We start from the raw sequence: 19,249 nt of genomic DNA on the forward strand, positions 1-19,249 counted from the left end.
GAGCCCGCCCCGCCGCCCGAGCAAGGCAGCTCCGCACCTGGTATGACCACCTTAAGAGAACAATATCTCCTGAACCTCAATGAACAACTTCCTCGAACTACTCCCAAAAATTCCCGACCACCCGGCACCAGTCGAATAGTTACACCACATCAGCCATAGACAATTCCCTCGATACCACCGGAGCAGACAGACCACACAGCCAGAACAAAACCAAAAAGAGCCAATGGATACCTCATCTTGCCATATATGTCAAAAAAATACCTCGCCTCAAACTCACCACGTGAATGGTTCCACCTTGCAACAGCCACAGAGAACACCAGCTCTCCGACCGCAACTATAAACAAGGAGGATTTAAACGGAACATAGAAGGCCAGGGAGGTGAAAATAACGAACGATAAGCTGGGGATGGTTTTCATCAGCAACGCAGCAAGGATAAGTGGAATATTCAGGAACACGATCACCACGAAGAGCGAGGCGGGGGCTCTACCCAACAGGAGCTCGAACGCAACATCTTCCCCCTCATCTCCGGCCGCACGTGCTCTCTCATTTTTGACCCTGGAGACCATCAGGTCGCGAAACTTTCCAGAGGAAAAAGCGATAAAGTAGTCAGGAAGCCTGAAGAGGCCGAAATCAGAGAACCTGGGCGATTCCGGACACTTCCTTTTGGCAGACAGTCTTTCACACTCCTAGAGCCGCAATACCCACTACCGCGTAGGCCGCACCGAACACGGAGAAATAGCAGGCAACCATCAGCAGAAAAGTCCGCACACGCCAAAAGTCGCGCTCGGCGACCGGGCCGACATCCTGCCTCGAATCCGCCACAGCAGCCTCTATGTTCAGGGACACTCTTCTAAAGTTCCTATACCCCAGAACCAGGGAGTGCAGAGAAACAGGGAAGGAAACGCACGGGATCTTCTTTCCGTTTTTCAGATCAATCACCACGCCTCCCCGCCACCTCACCCCGGAGATCATGCCAGAAGGTACTTCCGTCTCCCTCAGGAACCCCTTCATGACGACTTTTCCCTCACACACGTCCACCCCCGGAAAAACAGCAAGGTTGAACGTGAACCAGACCGGCAGAGCAGCCACAAAAGAAAAGGCGAGGCCATACAGGGCAGCTGGTATTTCGAGGTACTCGCCCACTGCGGCAGCGCCTCCCAGGCCCACCATCATGACACCGAAGCAGAGAGCAAGGAGAAGAGCGAAGAAAAAGGATGACCACCTCTTGAACACCAGACGGCCTCCGAACCTAATACCCAAGACCGCACCCACGAGTTCCCATACCCCGGCCACCCCTGACAAGATCCCCGGGAACATAGGCCAAGGAGCCCGGAAAGGAACACCGGCAAGGCAGCGACGCAGCCCTCCGATTTCCCTTGGGACTCTCTGAAATGGAGGGCCTGGAATGGCTCCTCAACCCTCTCTTCGTACCTCTCATCCGCCCAGCGTCGCACATCCGCTTCGCGCCAGGGCCCACGCCCTCGGGAACTACCGGCCAAGCCGCGACAACCAATCCCACGGCCAAGTCCCGCACAGTGCCCGCGTTCTGGGAGAGCGCGCTGCCGCCGAGCTCGAACAATGCTGGCGAGAACCCGAACGCGCCACCGTGGTCCCACCTGATTGAAACCATCGCCCGGACAGCTCTGGGGCGCCCGGCGAAGGAACCTCGCACGCCACACCCGCGATGCTCCCAGCCGGCGCACCGGGCGGGCGGCGGACCCGTGTCGGCCCGAAGGCACGGAGGCCCGGCGCGGCCCCACGCCTTCGGCTGGTGGGACCCGCCCCGTCGCGAGGGGTGAGCTCGGTCGGGACCGGCCGTGCCGCGCCGGTCACTCCGGCCCGGCGCGGCACGGCAGCCGCTGGCCCGGCACGGGTTTTTCCCTTCCTGAGAAAGTGCTTTGCGGGGGCGAACAGGATGTTTCGCCATCGTTACGAAAAATATTGCGAATCATGTAGAGATTTTCACCTGGAACAGCTTCCATCGTGTTCCGGCATGCCCTGGGTCACACCGACCCGAATCGGCGGCATCACCCGGTGCCCGTCGACCATCCGGACACGAGGGAGAACTCCCATGCTGAGACCAGACCGCAAGGCGCGCCACCCACACCTGACCGTAGCGGCAGCGGCCGGAAGCGTCCTCCTCACGGCCTCGGGCTGCGGGTTCCTCAGCGGGGAGGGAGGCGGCAGCGGCACCCCCGACGCCTCCGACCTGGACTGCTCGCCCTACGAGCAGTGGGCCGGCACCGGCGGCACCGTGGACGTCTACGCCTCCATCCGCGACGAGGAGGGCGAGCGTCTGGAGGAGTCCTGGTCCGAGTTCGCCGCGTGCACCGGCATCACCGTCCAGTACGAGGGCAGCGGCGAGTTCGAGGCCCAGCTACCCATCCGCCTGGACGGCGGCAACGCCCCAGACCTGGCCTTCATCCCCCAGCCCGGACTGCTCGAACGCGCCGTGGCGGACGGCCACGCCGTGCCCGTGGCCGACGGCGTGCGGGAGAACGTCGATGCGGGCTGGAGCGAGGACTGGCAGAGCTACGCCACCGTCGAGGAGGAACTGTACGGCTCCCCGCTCGGCGCCAACATGAAGTCCATGGTCTGGTACTCGCCGACCTTCTTCTCCGAGAGCGGCTACGAGGTCCCCCAGACCTGGGACGAGATGATCTCGCTCAGCGACGAGATCGCCGACTCGGGCACCAAGCCCTGGTGCGCGGGCTTCGAGTCCGGCGACGCCACCGGCTGGCCCGGCACCGACTGGGTCGAGAACGCGCTGCTGCGCACCTCGGGCACCGACGTCTACCACGACTGGATCTCCCACGACCTCCCCTTCGACGCCCCCGAGGTCGAGGAGGCCTTCGACCTGACCGACGGCGTCATCCGCAACGAGGACTACGTCAACGGCACCTTCGGCGGCGTGGAGAGCATCGCCGTCACCTCCTTCCAGGAGGCCGGTCTTCCGCTGCTCGACGGCGGCTGCGCCATGTACCTGATGGGCTCCTTCTACGGCGCCCAGTTCGAGGACGACGTGGAGGTCGGCGAGGACGGCGACGTCTACGGGTTCGTCCTGCCCCCGATGGACGAGGGCGCCGAGGTGCCGATCATGGGCGGCGGCGAGTTCGCCGTGGCATTCGACGACCGTCCCGAGGTCGTGGCCATGCACGAGTACCTGTCCTCCGGTGACTTCGCCAACTCCCGGGCCTCCCTGGGCTCGTGGGTCTCGGCCCACCAGGACCTGGACCCGGCCAACCTGGCCGATCCCACCGACCAGTTCACCGCCGAGGTGCTCAACGACCCGAACACGGTCTTCCACTTCGACGCCAGCGACTCCATGCCCTCCTCCGTCGGCACCGACGTGTTCTGGGGAGGCATCATCGACTGGCTGACCGGTACCTCCACCGAGGACGTCCTGGAGACCGTCGAGTCGGCCTGGCCCTAAACGGTGTTCCCAGGGGCTCCGTTCCACCCGGCCCCGTGTCCGGGCGCCGGAGGTACCGCAGGTTTCCGCCTCCGGCACCCGGACGAGGCCGCCGAACGCCGGGTGAGCATCACCCGGCGGGCCCGGGCCGACCTGCCCCGGCCTGAACGGCTCTGACCCTCCCGTCCCCGCGGGCCCGACCGGCCGGGCCCCGCGCCACCCCGCGAACCGACAAAGGGCCTTCATGGAGTACTCGTTCCTGTACGAGCTTCCCAAGATCGTGTGGATGCTCATCGGGATCGCCGCCTTCCTGGGCGTCATCGGCCTGATGCTCGCCCTGATCGATGTGCCGCGCACCCGGCGCGACCGATGGCAGGCGTTCCTCTTCCTCGCACCAGCCCTGATCCTCCTCGTCGGAGGGCTCGTCTACCCGGTGCTGCGCACCACGCTGCTGTCCTTCCACGACCGCTCCGGCGACGAGTTCGTGGGCCTGGCCAACTACGTCTGGATGTTCCAGCGGCCGGAGATCCTGCTGGTCCTGCGCAACACCCTGCTGTGGGTGCTGTTCGCCCCCGCCCTGGCCACCGCCATCGGGCTGCTCTACGCGGTCCTCATCGACCGGTCCCGGTTCGAGCCGGTCGCCAAGTCGCTGGTGTTCATGCCGATGGCGATCTCGTTCGTCGGCGCCAGCATCATCTGGCGGTTCGTCTTCGCCTACCGCCCCGCCGACCAGGAGCAGTACGGACTGTTCAACCAGATCGTGGTCTGGCTGGGCGGGGAGCCGCGGCTGTGGCTGCTCGACCAACCGCTCAACACCTTCCTGTTGATCCTGGTGCTGATCTGGGTGCAGGCCGGTTTCGCGATGGTCGTGCTGTCAGCGTCGATCAAGGCGATCCCGTCGGAACTGGTCGAGGCCGCCCGCATCGACGGCGCCGGGCCCTGGCAGCTGTTCACCCGGATCACCCTGCCCTCGGTGTGGCCGACCCTGCTGGTCGTGCTCATCACCATCACGGTGCAGACCCTGAAGGTCTTCGACATCGTCCGCACCATGACGGGCGGCAACTACGGAACCAGCGTGATCGCCAACGAGATGTACAGCCAGGCGTTCCAACAGGGCCAGACCGGCCAGGGATCCGCCCTGGCGGTGTTCCTGTTCATCCTGGTCATTCCCCTGGTGGTCGTGCAGATCCGCCGCAACCGCAAGGCAAGGGAGCTGGTATGACGACCCCTCCGACGCCCCCCGTCGTCGCCGAGGCCCCGGGCGAGGCCTCCCGCCGCCCCGGGGGAGGCGGCGCGGCCGGTCGGGTACGCCGCCGGCTGACCGGTTCGACGGCCAGCCTCGCGGCTCTCGTGATCGCCGTGCTGTGGACGGTGCCGACCGCCGGACTGCTCGTCTCCTCGTTCCGGCCCGCCGAGCAGATCCGCACCACGGGGTGGTGGACGTTCTTCGCCTCACCCGAGGTGACCCTGGACAACTACCGGGACGTGCTGTTCGGCAGCGCCAGCGACGGGCAGCTGGCCAGTCACCTCGTCAACTCCCTCGTGATCACGCTCCCCTCCACGGTGTTCGTGCTGGGCGTGGCCGCGCTCGCGTCGTACGCGCTGGCCTGGATCGACTTCCGCGGCCGGGACTGGCTCTTCCTGGGCGTCTTCGCGCTACAGATCGTCCCGTTGCAGATGTCGCTGGTCCCGCTGCTGCGGTTCTTCTCGCAGGGGGTGACGGTCGGCGGGGCGCAGATCCTGCCCGCGTGGGAGCTGTCGGGCGCCATGGCCTTCACCAACGTGTGGGTGGCGCACACGGTCTTCGGGCTGCCGCTGGGCATCTTCCTGCTGCACAACTTCGTCTCACAGCTGCCGAGGTCGCTGTTCGAGGCGGCCCGGGTGGACGGCGCCGGGCACGGACGGATCTTCACGCGGATCGTGCTGCCGCTGATCGCCCCGGCGCTGGTGTCGCTGGGGATCTTCCAGTTCCTGTGGGTGTGGAACGACCTGCTGGTGGCGCTGATCTTCACCGGCGGCGACGCCGCCACCGCGCCGCTGACCGTCCGCCTCGCCGAGCTGGCCGGGACCCGCGGTGAGGCCTGGCACCGGCTCACCGCCGGGGCCTTCGTGTCGATGATCGTGCCGCTGATCGTGTTCTTCCTGCTACAGCGCTACTTCGTGCGCGGTCTGCTGGCAGGCAGCGTCAAGGGCTGAGGAACGCGCCGCGGTCCTGCCCCGCGGGCGGGGCGGCCCGGTCAACCGCCGCGCAGGGCGGTACGGGCCGCCTCCAGGGCCGTGGTCCGGTAGGCGGCGCCGAACAGGCACACGTGCACCAAAAGCGGGTGCAGCTGGTGCAGGGCGACCCGCGACCGCCAGCCGGAGGCCAGCGGCGCCACCTCGTTGTAGGCGTCGCGGACCCGTTCCAGGTGGGGCAGGCCGAACAGGGCCAGCATGGCCAGGTCGGCCTCCCGGTGCCCGCCGTGCGCGGCCGGGTCGATCAGCAGCGCGTCCTGCTCCTGCCAGAGCACGTTGCCGCTCCACAGGTCCCCGTGGACGCGCGCGGGCGGTTCGGGCTCCCCGGCCAGGTCCGCCACCGAGTCGACGACCTTGTCCACCGCGCGGGCGTCTGAGGGGGTGAGCGAACCCTGGTCCAGGGCCTGGCGCAGGTAGGGGCGCAGCCGCTGCTCGGCGTAGAAGCTCGGCCAGTCGTCGGAGGGGGTGTTGTCCATGGACAGCGGTCCGATGTAGCCGGGCCAGTCGGCGCCGAAGCGGTCGGCGCCGGTCATGTGCATCCCGGCGATCTGGCGTCCGAGCCGTTCGGCGGCCCGGGCCGTGGGTTCGTGCTCCTCCACCCACGGCAGAACGAGGATGCGGTCGTCCCAGGCCAGGACGTCGATGGCGGGTGATCCGAACGCGCGTCCCAACCACTCCAGGCCCCGCGCCTCGGCGACGAGCACCCCGCTCGGCGGGGCGTTGCGGGGCAGGGCCTTGACGAACAGGCGGGTACCGTCGGCGAGCTCGGCGTAGGAGATCTCCCAGTCGTGGCTGCTCCCGGCGCGGGCGGCGCGCCTGACATCGCGGCCGAGCATGGCGGTCAGGCGCTCGGCCATGGTGCCGCTGACAGGGTCCCTGCGGCGTCTCTCCCGAGATCCGTCGCCGTCGTCCCCGCCTCCGAACGCGCACACGATCGGTTCCCCCTCCACCGGCACTACCGCCTCAACCGGGTGACGAGCTCGCTGGTGAGGCCCTTGGCGGCGGCCTCCACCATGTTCAGGACGGCGGTGAACCCGTCGTCACCGCCGTAGTAGGGGTCGGGGACCTCCGGGTTGGGGCCGCTGTCGGGCGCGAAGGAACAGAAGAGGCGCAGCCGCGACATGTCGAACCCGTACTCGTCTCCGTGCTCGTCGATGGCGCGCCGCAGCTCGTCGACGTTGTCCAGGTCCATGGCCAGGACGAGGTCGCGGGTGGCCAGGACGGCCGGGTCGAACTGGCGGGCGGTGTGGTCGGTCAGGTATCCGTGCACGCGCAGCGTGGAGGCCGCGCGCGGGTCCATGCCGCCGCCCACGTGCCAGTCGCCCGTGCCGGAGCTGTCGACCTCCACGAGATCACTCATCCCGGCCCGTTCGAGGTCGGCGGTGAGGACCTTCGCGGCCATGGGCGACCGGCAGATGTTGCCCAGGCACACCACACTGACACGGTAGGGACCAGCGGGATCACGCGGTTCCGGCAAGCTCATACCTCTTACCGTAACGAAAAACCGCCGCGCCCACGTGCTCCCGTCACCCGCGCGTTCGCGGGGCAGGCCCTCATCCCTTGGGCAGGCGTACCACGCTGACGAAGAAATCGTCTATCTGCCGGACCACCCTGATGAACTGCTCGAAGTCCACAGGCTTGGGCACGTAGGCGTTGGCGTGCAGGCGGTAGCTGCGCAGCACGTCCTCCTCCGCCTCGGACGTGGTGAGCACCACGACGGGGATGTGTGCGAGATCGTCGTCGTTCTTGACCTCCTCCAGCACCTCGCGGCCGTCCTTGCGGGGCAGGTTGAGGTCGAGCAGGATCAGATGGGGGCGGGGGGCGTCGACGAACTCGCCCTCACGACGCAGGAAGCGGAGCGCTTCGACTCCGTCGGAGACCACGTGCAGGCGGTTGCCCAACTTGTGTTCCTCGAACGCCTCCTTGGTCATCAGGACGTCACCAGGATCGTCCTCGACCAGCAGCACCTCGATGGGATGCACCAACATGACCTCGCTCAAGCTTTCAGACCCCTGTCAGGGTCCCGCCCCGTGGCCGGGGGGAACCGTACCGCCATCGGTGTCGGGTGGGATGGATCGAACGCCGCCGGACCTGTCGTCGGACTCGGCGCCGCCCTCCTCCGGGGCACCCGTACCCATGGACTGTCGTGCGGCCGTCGGAGCCGATTCCTCGGGGTTGGCCTCGGCGTCCTCGGTGCCTTCGACTCGGTTATCGCTGGGAGCGGTTCCGGAGGTTCCCTCTTCGGGGACCGTGTTCCCCTCCTGGGCGGAGTCGACTGGCAAAGACCAGCATATGCGGGTTCCGGTCTGAACGGAGTCCGCCTCCTCGGCGGCCTCGGGCACCTCGGGGGCCAACGAGTCGGTGTCCAACCAGATCCGTCCCCCGTGGAACTCCACGATCTTCTTGCACATCGCCAGGCCGATGCCCGTGCCCGTGTACTTGTCCCTGGTATGCAACCGCTGGAAGATCACGAAGATGCGCTCGGCGTACTGCGGTTCGATCCCGATCCCGTTGTCCGTGCAGCAGAACACCCACTCGCCCCCGCGCCGTTCGACGCTGAAGTGGACTCGGGGCTCCTCCGCGCCGCGGAACTTCACGGCGTTGCCCACCAGGTTGAAGAACACCTGGGTGAGCAGGGTGCGGTCGCCCTGCACGGTCGGCATCGGGTCCCGGGTGACCTCCGCGTCCACCTCCTCCAGGCGGGTGGACAGGCTGCTCAGGGCGTCGTCCAGGGCGGCGTCCAGAGGAACCGGTGCGAAGTTCCTGGTCCGGCCGACCCGGGAGAAGGCCAGGAGGTCGTTGATGAGGGTCTGCATGCGCTTGGCGCCCTCGACCGCGAAGTCGATGTAGGAATCGGCGCGCTCGTCCAGCTGCCCTTGGTAACGGCGCTGGAGCAGCTGGCAGAAGCTCGCCACCTTGCGCAGCGGCTCCTGAAGGTCGTGGGAGGCGACGTAGGCGAACTGCTCCAGCTCCAGGTTGGAGCGGCGCAGTTCCTCGGTCTGGTTCTCCAGGAGGGCGGACTGCTCCTGGAGTTTGCGCCGCGCGGAGGCGACCTCGTCCAGATCGTGCACGATGCGCTCGCGCATGGCGTCCACGTCATGGCCGAGCCGGACGATCTCCGGCGGTCCGTGCAAGGAGATCCGGTGCGCGTAGTAGCCCTCCGACACCTGGCGCATGTGCCCGGCCAGCTCATCCAGGGGCCGCAGCACCCACTGCTGGAGCATCACCCACAGGAACACCGACAGGAACACCACGACCAGGCCGACCAGAACCAGCAGGGCGACGACCTGCTGGGTGGCCAGGGCCAGGCCTTCGCGGGCCTCGTTGATCTCGGAGCGCAGCTGCTGGGTGGTGCTGTCGCTGATCCGGCTGAGCTCCACGAACAGGACCCGACCGCGCCGCAGGTCCTCCTGGGAGATCTCCTGTCCGTTGCTGACCTGTTCCAGGGCGGGCTCGGCGAACTCCTCGGTCCACTTCCGGCCCGCCGCGAGCATGTCGTCGACGTTGGTGGCCACCTCGGGGTTCTCCTCGGCCAGTTGGGCCAGGGAGGCCCGGTGGTCCGCCAGGGACAGCTGGCTCTCGACGTAGGGCTGGAGGAACTCGCGGTCCTGGGTGAGGATGTAGCCGCGTAGGGCGTGGTCCTGGGTGAGGTAGGCCGAGCTGGTCTGCTCGACGGCGCTCACGGCGGGGGTCAGGGAGTCGACTTGCAGGCTGAGGGAGTCGCGGGCGTCCAGCGCCGCCAGGGTGATGATCGACACCGCCGCGACCAGGACGACGGCGACCACGGTCAGCAGGCTGGTGACGCGCCGTCGCAGGCTCCACGACTCACGGAAGGAACGGCCGCGGCGCCCCGTGCCGTTGACGAAGTGCGCGCCGCCGATGGAAATGCCGCCGCGCACGCCGGTGTCCGGGGCCGGCCCGGATCCCTCGGTCTCCATGGCCGTCCCCTCTCCGGGTTCTCTCACTCCGGCTCTCCGTGGGTGATGAGCAGCATCGCCACGTCGTCCTGGAGCGGCCCTCCGTTGCTGCGCTCGGCCTCGTCCACCAGGCGGGCCGGCAGTTGGGACAGGGAGACGTCCTGTCCCAGCACACCGGTGACCATGCGGCGCAGACCCGCGACCTCCAGGCGCGCGGGCGGGGCGCCGTCGTAGGCGTCCACGAGGCCGTCGGTGTAGAAGAGGATGGTCGCCCCGACGGGGAGCACGATCTCGTCGGTCTCGGACTGCTCGACCGGGAAGACGCCCAGAGGGGGCTGCGGGGTGACCCGTGTCTCCTCGACCGCGCCGTCGCGCAGGACCATGGGCGGCGGGTGTCCCAGCACGCGGAGCCTGACCCGGTCGTCGCCGGTGTCCAGGCTGGCCATGCACAGCGTCGCGTACATCTCCTCCTGGGCGCGTTCGCTGACCAGGATGCCCTCCAGGCTGGACAGCACCTTCTCCTCGTCGACGCCGCCCATGATGAGGGCGCGCCAGGCGATGCGCAGACTGACGCCGAGGGCGGCCTCGTCGGGGCCGTGCCCGCTGACGTCGCCGATGATGACGTGGGTGGTGCCGTCCTTCTCGACCGCGTCGTAGAAGTCTCCGCCGACCAGGGCGCGTTTGCGGCCGGGGCGGTAGTAGGCGCGGTGCTCCAGGGGCGAGCGCTGGAGGAGGACCTGGGGCAGCAGTCCGCGTTCGAGGCGCATGTTCTCGCGTGCGCGCAGGCGGGCCTCGCGGAGTTGGCGGGCGTTCTCGTCGGCTCGGCGCCGCTCGAGGGAGTAGCGCAGGCTGCGTCCGAGCAGGGAGCCGTCGACCTGGCCCTTGACGAGGTAGTCCTGCGCGCCAGCGGACACGGCGGCGATGCCCTCGTGCTCGTCGTCGAGTCCGGTGAGGACGACGACGGCCGCGCCGGGCGCGCTGGCCAGGACCTCGCGGAGCAGGTCCAGTCCATGGGCGTCGGGGAGACTGAGGTCGAGCAGCACGCAGCCGCGGAACTCATCGAGGTGCTCGCGTGCCTCTCCGAGGGTGGGGACCCAGGTGATGCGCGTGGTCAGGGCCGTCTCGTCGAGTAGTTCCTCAGCGAGGAAGGCATCCCCGGGGTCGTCTTCGATCAGCAGGACGTCAACCGATTCGACGGCAGCCTCCACGCGGTCGTTCAGAACAGTGTCGTCGCCCAGGGGGGCGCTGCCGTACGAGGCAGCACCGTTGGCGGAAGCGCTCTGCGCCGCTTCCTCGCCGATCACCGTCACGGGATCGTGCCTTGTTCTCCTGGTATCCACTCATCGCCCTTGGTCTGCCGGTCCGTCGGGTGCGCTGTCGCGCCGCGTCGGCCCCGGGGACACCCGGGGCTCCTCCCGGCGGCTCGGGCCGCACGACACCCAAACGATAATCGCCTCGACGACCTGTTGACCAGCGGCCGTGACGAGACACATCCAACCCCGGCGGATGGAACCGTTTTTCCGTTCCGCCTGTGTGAGGGCCTGTCTCCCGCCGGGGTCGGGGGCGCGGAAGGGTTCCCCGTACCTGAACGGAACGGGCATATGCGCATGCAGAAGCACATGCGAAGTGTGACGGGGGGCACTTGCGAAAGCAAGCGGAGCTTACCTGAAGACCCCGCACGGCACCCCCGGAATCCACGCGGGCGTGTCCCAGAATCCGGCCGCGGGCACACGGAGGCAGTTTTCGCGACAGGGCGTCATATACACCTTGACAGCGGCGGCCGTCTAAATGACATGATGTCATAAACTTCCGACGCGGAAGGCGGACAGCACCGATGAGCGCAGCGGCCGAGGCCCCCGTGACAGCCGCCTCGGGTCCGCCCGGGTCGTTCTCCGAGCGGCTCAGGGCCGCGACCCGGGGCGACCACCAGGCCGCCGAGGACCACGGTTTCGTTCATGCCCTCCTGGAGGGCACGCTCTCCCTGGCCGGGTACACCGGGATGGTCGCCCAGCACTACTTCGCCTACGCCGCGCTGGAGGAGACCGGCAGGCGGCTGGCGAGCGACTCCGTCGCCGGCGGATTCCTCCGCCCGGAGCTGGAGCGGGTCCCCGCCCTGGCCCGCGACCTGGAGCACCTGCTCGGCGCAGACTGGCACGAGAGGATCTCCCCCACCCCGGCCAGCCGCACCTACGCGGCGCGCATCGAGCAGATGGCCGACCGCCCCGAGGGGTTCGTCGCCCACCACTACACCCGCTACATGGGCGACGTGTCCGGCGGCCAGTTCATCCGCCGCGCGGCGGCCCGTGCCTACGGACTCACCGACGAGGCCGGTGTCGCCTTCTACGTCTTCGGCGAGCTGGGCAGCCTGCCCCGGTTCCGTGCCGGGTACCGGGAGCGGCTCGACTCCCTGGACCTGGACGAGGCCGCAGCGGCCCGCCTGGTGGCCGAGACCCGGCTGGCCTACCAGCTCAACACCGAGGTCTTCGCCGACCTGGGACGAATGTACGTGCCCGACGCCGCCTGAGGGCAGGTTCGCAGTGCTTGTCCGGGGCTCCGCCCGCCCAGCCCCTCCACCGCCCTCAACGGACACCCGCGGCGCGGCTCCCGTTGTTCGGGCGCCCCTCAGAAACCAGGCCGGAACGTTCCTTCGCCGTGACACCATAGGAGAATGCCCAAGATCACGGCGCCGACCATCGCAGCCCACCGTGCCCGCACACGGGAGCGCATCATGGAGGCCGTCGAAGAGCTGATCCGGACCCAGGGGATCGACCGCGTCTCCATGACCGACGTGGCCAACTCCGCGGGGCTGACCCGCACCGCGCTGTACAACTACTTCCCGGACAAGCCCGCACTGCTCCTGGCCTTCACCGAGCAGGTCAACAGCGCGTTCGTCGAGCGGTACCGGCGCGAACTGCCCCTGGGGGTGTCGGCGGCACGGCGGCTCTCAGCGTTCGTCCGCCTCCAACTGGAGGGCATCATGGCGCACCCGCACCCGCCCGCCGCCGAACTCGGGGCCAGCCTCGGCCCGGACGCCTACCAGGCGCTCGCCGACCACGTGGCACCCATGCAGCGCCTGCTGACCGAGATCCTGGAGAAGGGCGTCGCCGCGGGGGAGTTCGACCCCCTGCCCGCCGATCCCACCGCCCGGCTCACCCTGTCGATGGTCGGTTCCCAGCGCCTGCCGCTCGTCAGCGGCGAGACCGATCTGGACGAGACCCACGCACTGGTCACCCGATTCGTGCTCCGCGCCCTCGGGGTGGCGACCGAAACCGTCGACACCATCCTCCCCAAAACCACGAGCACCGCCACCCGCGGTCGAGGATCCTGAACACGGGGTCATAAGGGCTGGCCATAAACCCGCACCACAGCTTTGACCAGGCGATATCAAGTCGCAACGGTACGGTGACATCGGCAAGAATCGGTGCCCCGCCCACCCTCGGGGCGGTCAACCCATTCGACCGAGTGTGAGGCCCTCTCCGACGTGTCCCTCGTGCTGATCATCCTCGGCGCCGTCCTGGTGTCGCTCGCCCTGTTCAACAAGGTGCCCCGCTACGTGCCCGGGCGGCCACGGGCGTCCCATCCCGGCCGCGGCGGCTCCGTGACCACCGCGCGGCGCCCCCGGTCCCCCCGACGCGTGCGCCTGGTGTCGGCACAGCTCACCGAGCCGGGGAAGGCACTGCTCACCACGATCGGCGGCAGTGTCCTGATCGTGGCGTTCTTCCTTACCCTGTCCGGTCTCTGAACAGGCCGGTCGCCAAGCGAGGCCCGGCCGTTCAGACCCCGTCACCACGACCGCCCGCCAGATGCACCAGCAGCCTGCCCGCGGCCGTGGCCGCGATCCCGCCCGTCACGGCGGCGGCCGTGGCCAGCCTCTCCCGGAAACGGGTGTCGCGGTGCGCGGCCGTCTCGGCGATCGCCCGGTCCGTGGATCCGAAGGCCCCGCCGCACAACAGCGGGTTCAGCTCGTGGGGCCGCCACCGCGCCCGCCAGGGGCTCAGCGGCTTCAGTCCTCCGGGCACCGACGCCGTGCGCGGCTTCCACCGGACCGGTGTACCCGTCGCGTCGAGGGCCGGCCTCGCCGCCGCGAAACCCCTCGGGGAGGGACCGCTGTAGCGCAGCTCGCCCGGGGCGTTGGTGAGCATCTCCGCGAGCAGCTTGGCGCAGGCGCGGGCGTCGCCCAACGCCGTGTGCTGTCCGGTCGGCCAGTCCCCGCTGAGCTGGAAGGAGGCCTTGGGCAGCGAGTACCGGTCCAGGTTCACCTGCGAACGCAGCGCACGCAGCGTACACAGCCCGGACTGCCCCGCCGGCAGCCCCGCGGGCACCAGCTCCGAGGCCAGGAAACGCTGTTCGAAGTCGAGGTTGTGGCTGACCACGACCGCGCCGGACAGCAGCCTCGTCAGCCTGGGCACCACCTGGGCGACGGTCGGAGCACCGACGGTGTCGCTCTCGGCGATCCCGTGGAACTCCCTGCCGCCCACCGGCGCGCGCGGATCGACCAGTGTGCTGAACTCCTCGACCAGCTTGCCGTCGCCGCGCATGCGCACCACCGCGATCTCCACGATGCGCGCGCCCTCACGCGGTTCGAGGCCGGTGGTTTCCATGTCGAGCACCGCGTACTCCAGGTCCGCCGCCCGCATGCCGACCCTGCGCCGGGTCAGCGCGCCCGTCCGCAGCGTTCCCATCGTGTGCCCCACTCCCTCGTCCTGCCTTGGCCAGTCGTTTCTCCTGGCGTGTACCGGCAACGACCCTACTCCCCGCGTCCGACACCGAACCCCGCGCGCACCCTTGCCGCCCCGGACGATCCTCGCTGTTACCGGCGGCTCCACGCGCTCCAGGGCCACAAGTGACCGGAAGAAAGGTGGATTATGTAACGTTCTTAGGCGTGTCCACCCGAAAGAGGACACGCCACAAACGCCCTGACCCGGCCTCAACGGCGAGGAGAGCCCGCATGCCCCAGAGCCCGCTGCCCGAGTACGTCCCCCTGGCAGGGGTCACCCGCTCCGGGATGCTCGAGAGCGTCCACTACGGCTCGGTCGTCGGGCTGTCCCCGACCGGCCGGATCTCCTACGCGCGCGGCCCCGTGCACCAGCCCATGTTCCCGCGTTCCTCCGCCAAGCCGTTCCAGGCACTGGCGATGCTGCGCGCGGGCGCTCCCCTGGAGGGTTCCTCCCTGGCCATCGCCGCGGGCAGCCACAGCGGCGAGGACCTCCACGCCGCCGAGGCCGAGCGCATCCTCACCGCCGCCGGGCTCACCGCCGAGGACCTGCGCTGCCCGCCGGACGTCCCCGGCGGCAAGAAGGCCCGGAACGAGTTCATCCGCGCCGGACGCGAGCCCGAGCGCGTGCTGATGAACTGCTCCGGCAAGCACGCGGGCATGCTCTCCGCCTGCGTCGCCCGGGGTTGGAGCACCGAGGACTACCTCGACCCTGAGCACCCCTTCCAGGTCCTCGTTCGCGAGACCACCGAGGAACTGTGCGACGAGCAGGTCGCGTGCACCGCCGTGGACGGCTGCGGGGCGCCTCAGCTGGCCGTCTCCCTGGTCGGGCTGGCCCGGGGCCTGTGGCGGATGCGCACCGCGCCCGAGAACGGCCCGGAACGCGCGATCATCGACGCGATGAGCTCCCACCCGCTGTACGTGGCCGGCACCGACCGCATCGACACCGACCTCATGACGCGGATGCCCGGCATGGTCTCCAAGGTCGGAGCCGACGGCGTCCTGGTGCTCAGCGCCGCCACCGGCGAGACCGTCGCCGTCAAGATCAGCGACGGAGACGCGGAACAGCGCGCGCGTACCCTGGTGGCACTCGACGCGCTGCGGACTCTCGGCGCGGACGTATCCCCCGTCCAGGATCGGTTGCGCGTCGACGTCCACGGAGGTGGCGCCCCCGTCGGCGAGGTCCGCCCACTCTGACAAGGCCCTCCTTCGAGGGATCACCACCGGAAAGGGACACCACAGTGCGGGACACCCTGAACGACATCGTCATCGTCGGCGCTGGAATGGCGGGGTTGCACACCGCCGAGGCGCTGCGCGAGCGCGGGTTCGACGGGCGGCTGACGCTCGTCGGTGAGGAGGCGCACCGCCCCTACTCGCGACCGCCGCTGTCCAAGGAGGTCCTGACCGGTGTGGGCATGGATCCCGCGGGCGGCGGCCCCGGCTGGCTGGTGGGCCACAGGGCGCTGCGGCTGCGCGAGGAGGAGGCCGTCGACGAGCTCGAACTGGACTTTCGGCCGAGCAGCCGGGCCGTGGGTCTGGACACCGCCGCCCGCGAGGTGAACCTGTCCGGTCCCGGCGGCGGCACCGGGACGGCGCGCTACGACGGTCTGGTGATCGCCACGGGCGCGCGGGCGCGCCGCCCCGACACCGACCTGACGGGCGTACACGTCCTGCGCACGCTGGACGACGCGGAGGCGGTGCGGTCGGAGTTCGACGCCGGCGGGCACCTGGTGGTGGTCGGGGCCGGGTTCGTCGGCGCCGAGGTGGCGGCCAGCGCCCGCGCGGTGGGCATGGACGTGACGCTCGTGGAGGCGGCCACGACACCGCTGACCCGGGTGGTGGACCCGCGGATCGGCGGGGTCCTGACGGAGCTGCACCGGGAGAACGGCGTGGACGTGCGCCTGGGTGTGGGCGTGGCCGGTTTCGAGGGCCGGGGCCGGGTGGAGCGGGTCCGCCTGGCCGACGGCTCCGCCGTGGAGGCCTCCCTGGTGGTCGCCGGGATCGGCGTGCACCTGAACACCGAGTGGCTGCACGGGTCCGGGGTGGAACTGCTGGCGGACGGATCGGTGGCGTGCGACGAGTACTCCGCGACGTCGGTCCCCAACGTGTACGCGGTCGGCGACCTGGCGAACTGGCCGCACCCGCGCTACGGCGGGCGGATCCGGCTGGAGCACTGGACCAACGCGGGGGAACAGGGCGAGGCCGCCGCACGCAACCTGCTCGCGGGCAGCGGGCGTACACCCTTCACCCCGGTGCCCTACTTCTGGTCGGACCAATACAAGCTGAAGGTCCAGCTGCTGGGACAGGGCGCCCCGGCCGATCAGGTCGCTTTCGTACACGGTTCCCCGGAGGACCGAAAGTTCGTGGCCTTCCTCGGCCGGGGCGGGATGCTCACCGGCGTGCTGGGGCTGCGCTCCACGCCGCGGACGATGCGCTACCGGGGACTGCTGGAGAAGCCGACGACGTGGGACGAGGCTCTGGATGCCTCGGGGGCTACTCCAGCACGGTGATGGCCTGTTTGGGGCACATGCGCTCGGCCTGGCGGACGCGGTCGCGGGATTCGGCGGCGGGCTCCTCGGTCAGCAGGTAGAGGAAGTCGTCGTCGCGGACCTCGAACACCTCCGGAGCCGCGGCCATACACAGGGCGTTGCTCTCACACTGGTCGTAGTCGACCCGCACTCGCATGATCGTTCGCTCCTCGCGTGGAAGGCTGTGTGTCGAAACGACCCTAGCCGGAAGCCCCGCGGCACAGGGAATTCTTCACTCGTTCCGAAACTTCGCACTCAATAGCAAACCGGGCATCATGTGAACCATCGGCATTCGCGCGCTGTCCTACTCCCTGACGGCGACGGACCATCCGGAGCCGTCTGGGAAAGGTGCGTGAGGTGAGCGAGAACGAGACCGCCGCGGGACCGGAAGGTCGACAGAGGACGGAGCCGGAGTCCGCGCCCGGGCCGTACAGGCCCCCGGATCCGTTCCCTCCGCCAGGTACTTCCCCGGGGCCGCCCCGCTACGGCCCCCCGTTCGAGCACCACGCCTACGCACGGGGGTACACCTACGCGCAGAGGTACCAGCAGGTGTACCGCCGACCCCCCAGGTCCTGGGTGCCACTGCCCCAAGCGCCCGCGTGGCTGCCGGTGGCCGTGCTCGGCGTCGGCGTGGTGGCCGCGCTGCTGGCCACGCTCGACCGGCCCGGGATCGGCCTGGTCATCACCGGTGTGGTCGCCGGACTGACCGCGCTCGCCGCACTCATGGTGCGCCCCGCCATCCCCGAGAGCGGCGTGGAGGCTGAGGAGGAAGAAGAGGACGAGGAGGCCGGGCCCGAGCCTGGCTCCGAGCCCGAGCCCGAGCCCGCCGGAGTCTCGGAGAGCGAAGACGGCCAGGCCCCCGACGCGTCCGTGGAGAGCGCTGCTCCTCCGGACGAGTCCGGAGACGGGGAGTCGCAGCGTGGGGACACCCCCGACGACGCCGAGACGACCACAACCCCTGAGTCACCCGGGACACGGGAGGGCCAGCCCCCGGAGCAAGCTCCGGGCAAGGAGGCAGAAGCCGGGGACACGTCCGACGGAGCCGGGGCACCGCCCCGTGAGTCCGCCGCCCCGGAACCCGGGCCGCAGCCCGACCGCTACGCCTACACCTGGTCGGCGACCTACGGAGTGCTCGCCGCCGCACTGCTGTTCACGGCGGCGTTCCGCGACGCGGGATGGGTGCTCTTCTGGACGCTGACCGCGTCCTTCCTCTTCGCCTCGATGGCCTTCGCCGCCCGCAACCCCGCCTCGCGCCAGGGCGCGGTCGGCGTCGTCACCGGCTCCCTCGCCCTGCTCCGCAACCTGCCCTCCACGCCCCGGTTCCTGACCGCTCCACTGCGCGGCACGCGGTCCCGCCACCTGCTCGGACCCGTCCTGCTCACCATCCTGATCACGGTCGGCCTGCTGTTCGTCTTCGGCATGCTGTTCGCCTTCGCCGACGCGGTGTTCGCCAGCTACCTGGCCCAGATGTTCTCGGGGCTCTTCTCGGAACCGGACGCGTTCGGACCGCTCAACGACCTGTTCGCCATGGTGACGGCCATCCTCCTCACCGGCGCCGCGGTACTGACCGCCCGTCGTCGCCACGCGCACCGCCCCGCTCCCCGCCCCACAGCGGCGGACGCGGCCCCGTCGCGAAGGCCCCTGCCGGTGTGGGTGTGGACGGTCCCGCTCAGCGCCCTGGCCGCGCTGTTCACCGCGTTCCTCGCGGTGCAGGCCGTGGCCATGTTCGGCGGCGACGACTACGTCCAGCGGGTCGCCGGTGTCATCTACGCCGAGTACGCCCGCCAGGGCTTCTTCCAGCTGACCGCGGTGAGCGTGCTCGTCCTGTGCGTCATCGCGGCGGCCGTACGTGTCCTGCCGCACCGGCCGACCTCCACCCGCCTCCTGCGCAACGCCCTGCTCGGGGCGCTGTGCGTGCTCACCCTGGTCATCCTCGTCTCGGCGATGATGCGCCTACAGCTGTACATCGACACCTTCGGCCTGACCCGGATGCGGGTCAGCGCCCAGGCCTGGATCATGTGGAGCGCCGGTGTGTTCGGCCTGGTGATCGCGGCGGGCGTGCTCGACACCCTGGGCCGGTCGGCGGCCTGGCTGCCCCGCGTCACGGCCGCCTTGGCCGGGGTGGCCCTGGCCGTGTTCGCCTACGGCAACCCGGACCTGCGCATCGCGGAGAGCCACCACGACCTGGACCTGTCCAGTGTCGACACCCAGTACCTGCGCGGTCTGTCCGCCGACGCGGTACCCGGCCTGTTGGAACTGGAGGGCACGGACCGCGAATGCTCGCTGGGCGCGCTGAAGGAGCGTCTGGACTGGCACGCGGAGGAGGACGGGTTCTCGTCGTGGAACCTGTCCCGGCACCGGGCGCACGCCCAGTTGGAGGACGTGTCCTTCCACCCGGAGTTCGTCGAGGTCTGCTGGGCTCGGTACTGAACCAGCACCGGTC

At 69.4% G+C, this 19,249-nt stretch carries 18 protein-coding genes; 9 read left to right on the top strand and 9 right to left on the bottom strand.

Annotated features, from left to right (window positions below):
* Nucleotides 1–149: 149 nt before the first annotated feature.
* Nucleotides 150–566: a hypothetical protein gene (locus AC0T5L_RS18875; RefSeq protein ID WP_476166765.1), complete on the bottom strand. Its 417-nt coding sequence runs from the start codon at nt 564–566 to the stop codon at nt 150–152.
* A 112-nt stretch (nt 567–678) separates the two neighbouring features.
* Complete coding sequence (locus AC0T5L_RS18880; protein WP_476166766.1) at nt 679–1,233, bottom strand: hypothetical protein; 555 nt, start codon at nt 1,231–1,233, stop codon at nt 679–681.
* An 838-nt stretch (nt 1,234–2,071) separates the two neighbouring features.
* Between AC0T5L_RS18880 and AC0T5L_RS18885 the strand changes: the two genes are divergently transcribed.
* The 3 genes from AC0T5L_RS18885 (at nt 2,072) to AC0T5L_RS18895 (ending at nt 5,608) form a co-directional block, all read left to right on the top strand.
* Nucleotides 2,072–3,433, top strand: coding sequence for an ABC transporter substrate-binding protein (locus tag AC0T5L_RS18885; RefSeq protein WP_476166767.1), 1,362 nt, complete (start codon nt 2,072–2,074; stop codon nt 3,431–3,433).
* Between the two features lie 223 nt (nt 3,434–3,656).
* Nucleotides 3,657–4,634: a carbohydrate ABC transporter permease gene (locus AC0T5L_RS18890; RefSeq protein WP_476166768.1), complete on the top strand. Its 978-nt coding sequence runs from the start codon at nt 3,657–3,659 to the stop codon at nt 4,632–4,634.
* On the top strand, nt 4,631–5,608 hold the full coding sequence (locus tag AC0T5L_RS18895; RefSeq protein ID WP_476166769.1) for a carbohydrate ABC transporter permease: 978 nt from the start codon (nt 4,631–4,633) through the stop codon (nt 5,606–5,608). The genes AC0T5L_RS18890 and AC0T5L_RS18895 overlap by 4 nt, the downstream gene beginning before the upstream one ends.
* Before the next feature lie 41 nt (nt 5,609–5,649).
* Here AC0T5L_RS18895 and AC0T5L_RS18900 read toward each other — a convergent pair whose 3' ends face one another.
* From AC0T5L_RS18900 to AC0T5L_RS18920, 5 genes are all read right to left on the bottom strand, one after another.
* Nucleotides 5,650–6,597 (bottom strand): fructosamine kinase family protein, encoded by a 948-nt coding sequence (locus AC0T5L_RS18900; protein ID WP_476166770.1) that lies wholly within the window; start codon nt 6,595–6,597, stop codon nt 5,650–5,652.
* Nucleotides 6,598–6,602: 5 nt separating this feature from the next.
* Entirely contained in the window at nt 6,603–7,130 is a 528-nt protein-coding gene (locus tag AC0T5L_RS18905; RefSeq protein ID WP_476166771.1) for a low molecular weight protein-tyrosine-phosphatase, read from the bottom strand.
* A gap of 70 nt (nt 7,131–7,200) precedes the next feature.
* On the bottom strand, nt 7,201–7,635 hold the full coding sequence (locus AC0T5L_RS18910; RefSeq protein ID WP_476166824.1) for a response regulator: 435 nt from the start codon (nt 7,633–7,635) through the stop codon (nt 7,201–7,203).
* Nucleotides 7,636–7,662: 27 nt separating this feature from the next.
* Complete coding sequence (locus AC0T5L_RS18915; RefSeq protein WP_476166825.1) at nt 7,663–9,585, bottom strand: sensor histidine kinase; 1,923 nt, start codon at nt 9,583–9,585, stop codon at nt 7,663–7,665.
* 23 nt (nt 9,586–9,608) lie between these two features.
* Complete coding sequence (locus AC0T5L_RS18920; RefSeq protein ID WP_476166772.1) at nt 9,609–10,874, bottom strand: PP2C family protein-serine/threonine phosphatase; 1,266 nt, start codon at nt 10,872–10,874, stop codon at nt 9,609–9,611.
* A 524-nt stretch (nt 10,875–11,398) separates the two neighbouring features.
* Here AC0T5L_RS18920 and AC0T5L_RS18925 point away from each other — a divergent pair.
* From AC0T5L_RS18925 to AC0T5L_RS18935, 3 genes are all read left to right on the top strand, one after another.
* Nucleotides 11,399–12,088, top strand: a complete 690-nt coding sequence (locus AC0T5L_RS18925) for a biliverdin-producing heme oxygenase (RefSeq protein WP_476166773.1) — start codon at nt 11,399–11,401, stop codon at nt 12,086–12,088.
* 144 nt (nt 12,089–12,232) lie between these two features.
* Entirely contained in the window at nt 12,233–12,892 is a 660-nt protein-coding gene (locus tag AC0T5L_RS18930; protein ID WP_476166774.1) for a TetR/AcrR family transcriptional regulator, read from the top strand.
* 153 nt (nt 12,893–13,045) lie between these two features.
* A complete protein-coding gene (locus AC0T5L_RS18935; protein WP_476166775.1) occupies nt 13,046–13,306 on the top strand; it encodes a hypothetical protein in 261 nt (86 codons plus the stop codon).
* Nucleotides 13,307–13,337: 31 nt separating this feature from the next.
* Here AC0T5L_RS18935 and AC0T5L_RS18940 read toward each other — a convergent pair whose 3' ends face one another.
* Nucleotides 13,338–14,246, bottom strand: a complete 909-nt coding sequence (locus tag AC0T5L_RS18940; protein ID WP_476166776.1) for a 3'-5' exonuclease — start codon at nt 14,244–14,246, stop codon at nt 13,338–13,340.
* A gap of 266 nt (nt 14,247–14,512) precedes the next feature.
* Here AC0T5L_RS18940 and AC0T5L_RS18945 point away from each other — a divergent pair, with 266 nt between their 5' ends.
* Nucleotides 14,513–15,475: an asparaginase gene (locus AC0T5L_RS18945; RefSeq protein ID WP_476166777.1), complete on the top strand. Its 963-nt coding sequence runs from the start codon at nt 14,513–14,515 to the stop codon at nt 15,473–15,475.
* A 44-nt stretch (nt 15,476–15,519) separates the two neighbouring features.
* Nucleotides 15,520–16,788, top strand: coding sequence for an NAD(P)/FAD-dependent oxidoreductase (locus tag AC0T5L_RS18950; RefSeq protein WP_476166778.1), 1,269 nt, complete (start codon nt 15,520–15,522; stop codon nt 16,786–16,788).
* Here the strand turns inward: AC0T5L_RS18950 and AC0T5L_RS18955 are convergent.
* On the bottom strand, nt 16,772–16,963 hold the full coding sequence (locus tag AC0T5L_RS18955; protein WP_476166779.1) for a ferredoxin: 192 nt from the start codon (nt 16,961–16,963) through the stop codon (nt 16,772–16,774). The genes AC0T5L_RS18950 and AC0T5L_RS18955 overlap by 17 nt on opposite strands.
* Nucleotides 16,964–17,382: 419 nt before the next feature.
* Between AC0T5L_RS18955 and AC0T5L_RS18960 the strand changes: the two genes are divergently transcribed.
* On the top strand, nt 17,383–19,236 hold the full coding sequence (locus tag AC0T5L_RS18960) for a DUF4153 domain-containing protein (protein WP_476166780.1): 1,854 nt from the start codon (nt 17,383–17,385) through the stop codon (nt 19,234–19,236).
* Nucleotides 19,237–19,249 lie beyond the last annotated feature (13 nt).

Source organism: Nocardiopsis sp. TRM 82005 (assembly GCF_056312425.1).

Bases quoted from the DNA above. Each gene is read 5' to 3' on its own strand.
- AC0T5L_RS18875 (WP_476166765.1), bottom strand. From the start codon at position 566: ATGGTCTCCAGGGTCAAAAATGAGAGAGCACGTGCGGCCGGAGATGAG.
- AC0T5L_RS18885 (WP_476166767.1), top strand. From the start codon at position 2,072: ATGCTGAGACCAGACCGCAAGGCGCGCCACCCACACCTGACCGTAGCG.
- AC0T5L_RS18890 (WP_476166768.1), top strand. From the start codon at position 3,657: ATGGAGTACTCGTTCCTGTACGAGCTTCCCAAGATCGTGTGGATGCTC.
- AC0T5L_RS18895 (WP_476166769.1), top strand. From the start codon at position 4,631: ATGACGACCCCTCCGACGCCCCCCGTCGTCGCCGAGGCCCCGGGCGAG.
- AC0T5L_RS18905 (WP_476166771.1), bottom strand. From the start codon at position 7,130: ATGAGCTTGCCGGAACCGCGTGATCCCGCTGGTCCCTACCGTGTCAGT.
- AC0T5L_RS18910 (WP_476166824.1), bottom strand. From the start codon at position 7,635: ATGTTGGTGCATCCCATCGAGGTGCTGCTGGTCGAGGACGATCCTGGT.
- AC0T5L_RS18915 (WP_476166825.1), bottom strand. From the start codon at position 9,585: ATGGAGACCGAGGGATCCGGGCCGGCCCCGGACACCGGCGTGCGCGGC.
- AC0T5L_RS18925 (WP_476166773.1), top strand. From the start codon at position 11,399: ATGAGCGCAGCGGCCGAGGCCCCCGTGACAGCCGCCTCGGGTCCGCCC.
- AC0T5L_RS18930 (WP_476166774.1), top strand. From the start codon at position 12,233: ATGCCCAAGATCACGGCGCCGACCATCGCAGCCCACCGTGCCCGCACA.
- AC0T5L_RS18940 (WP_476166776.1), bottom strand. From the start codon at position 14,246: ATGGGAACGCTGCGGACGGGCGCGCTGACCCGGCGCAGGGTCGGCATG.
- AC0T5L_RS18945 (WP_476166777.1), top strand. From the start codon at position 14,513: ATGCCCCAGAGCCCGCTGCCCGAGTACGTCCCCCTGGCAGGGGTCACC.
- AC0T5L_RS18955 (WP_476166779.1), bottom strand. From the start codon at position 16,963: ATGCGAGTGCGGGTCGACTACGACCAGTGTGAGAGCAACGCCCTGTGT.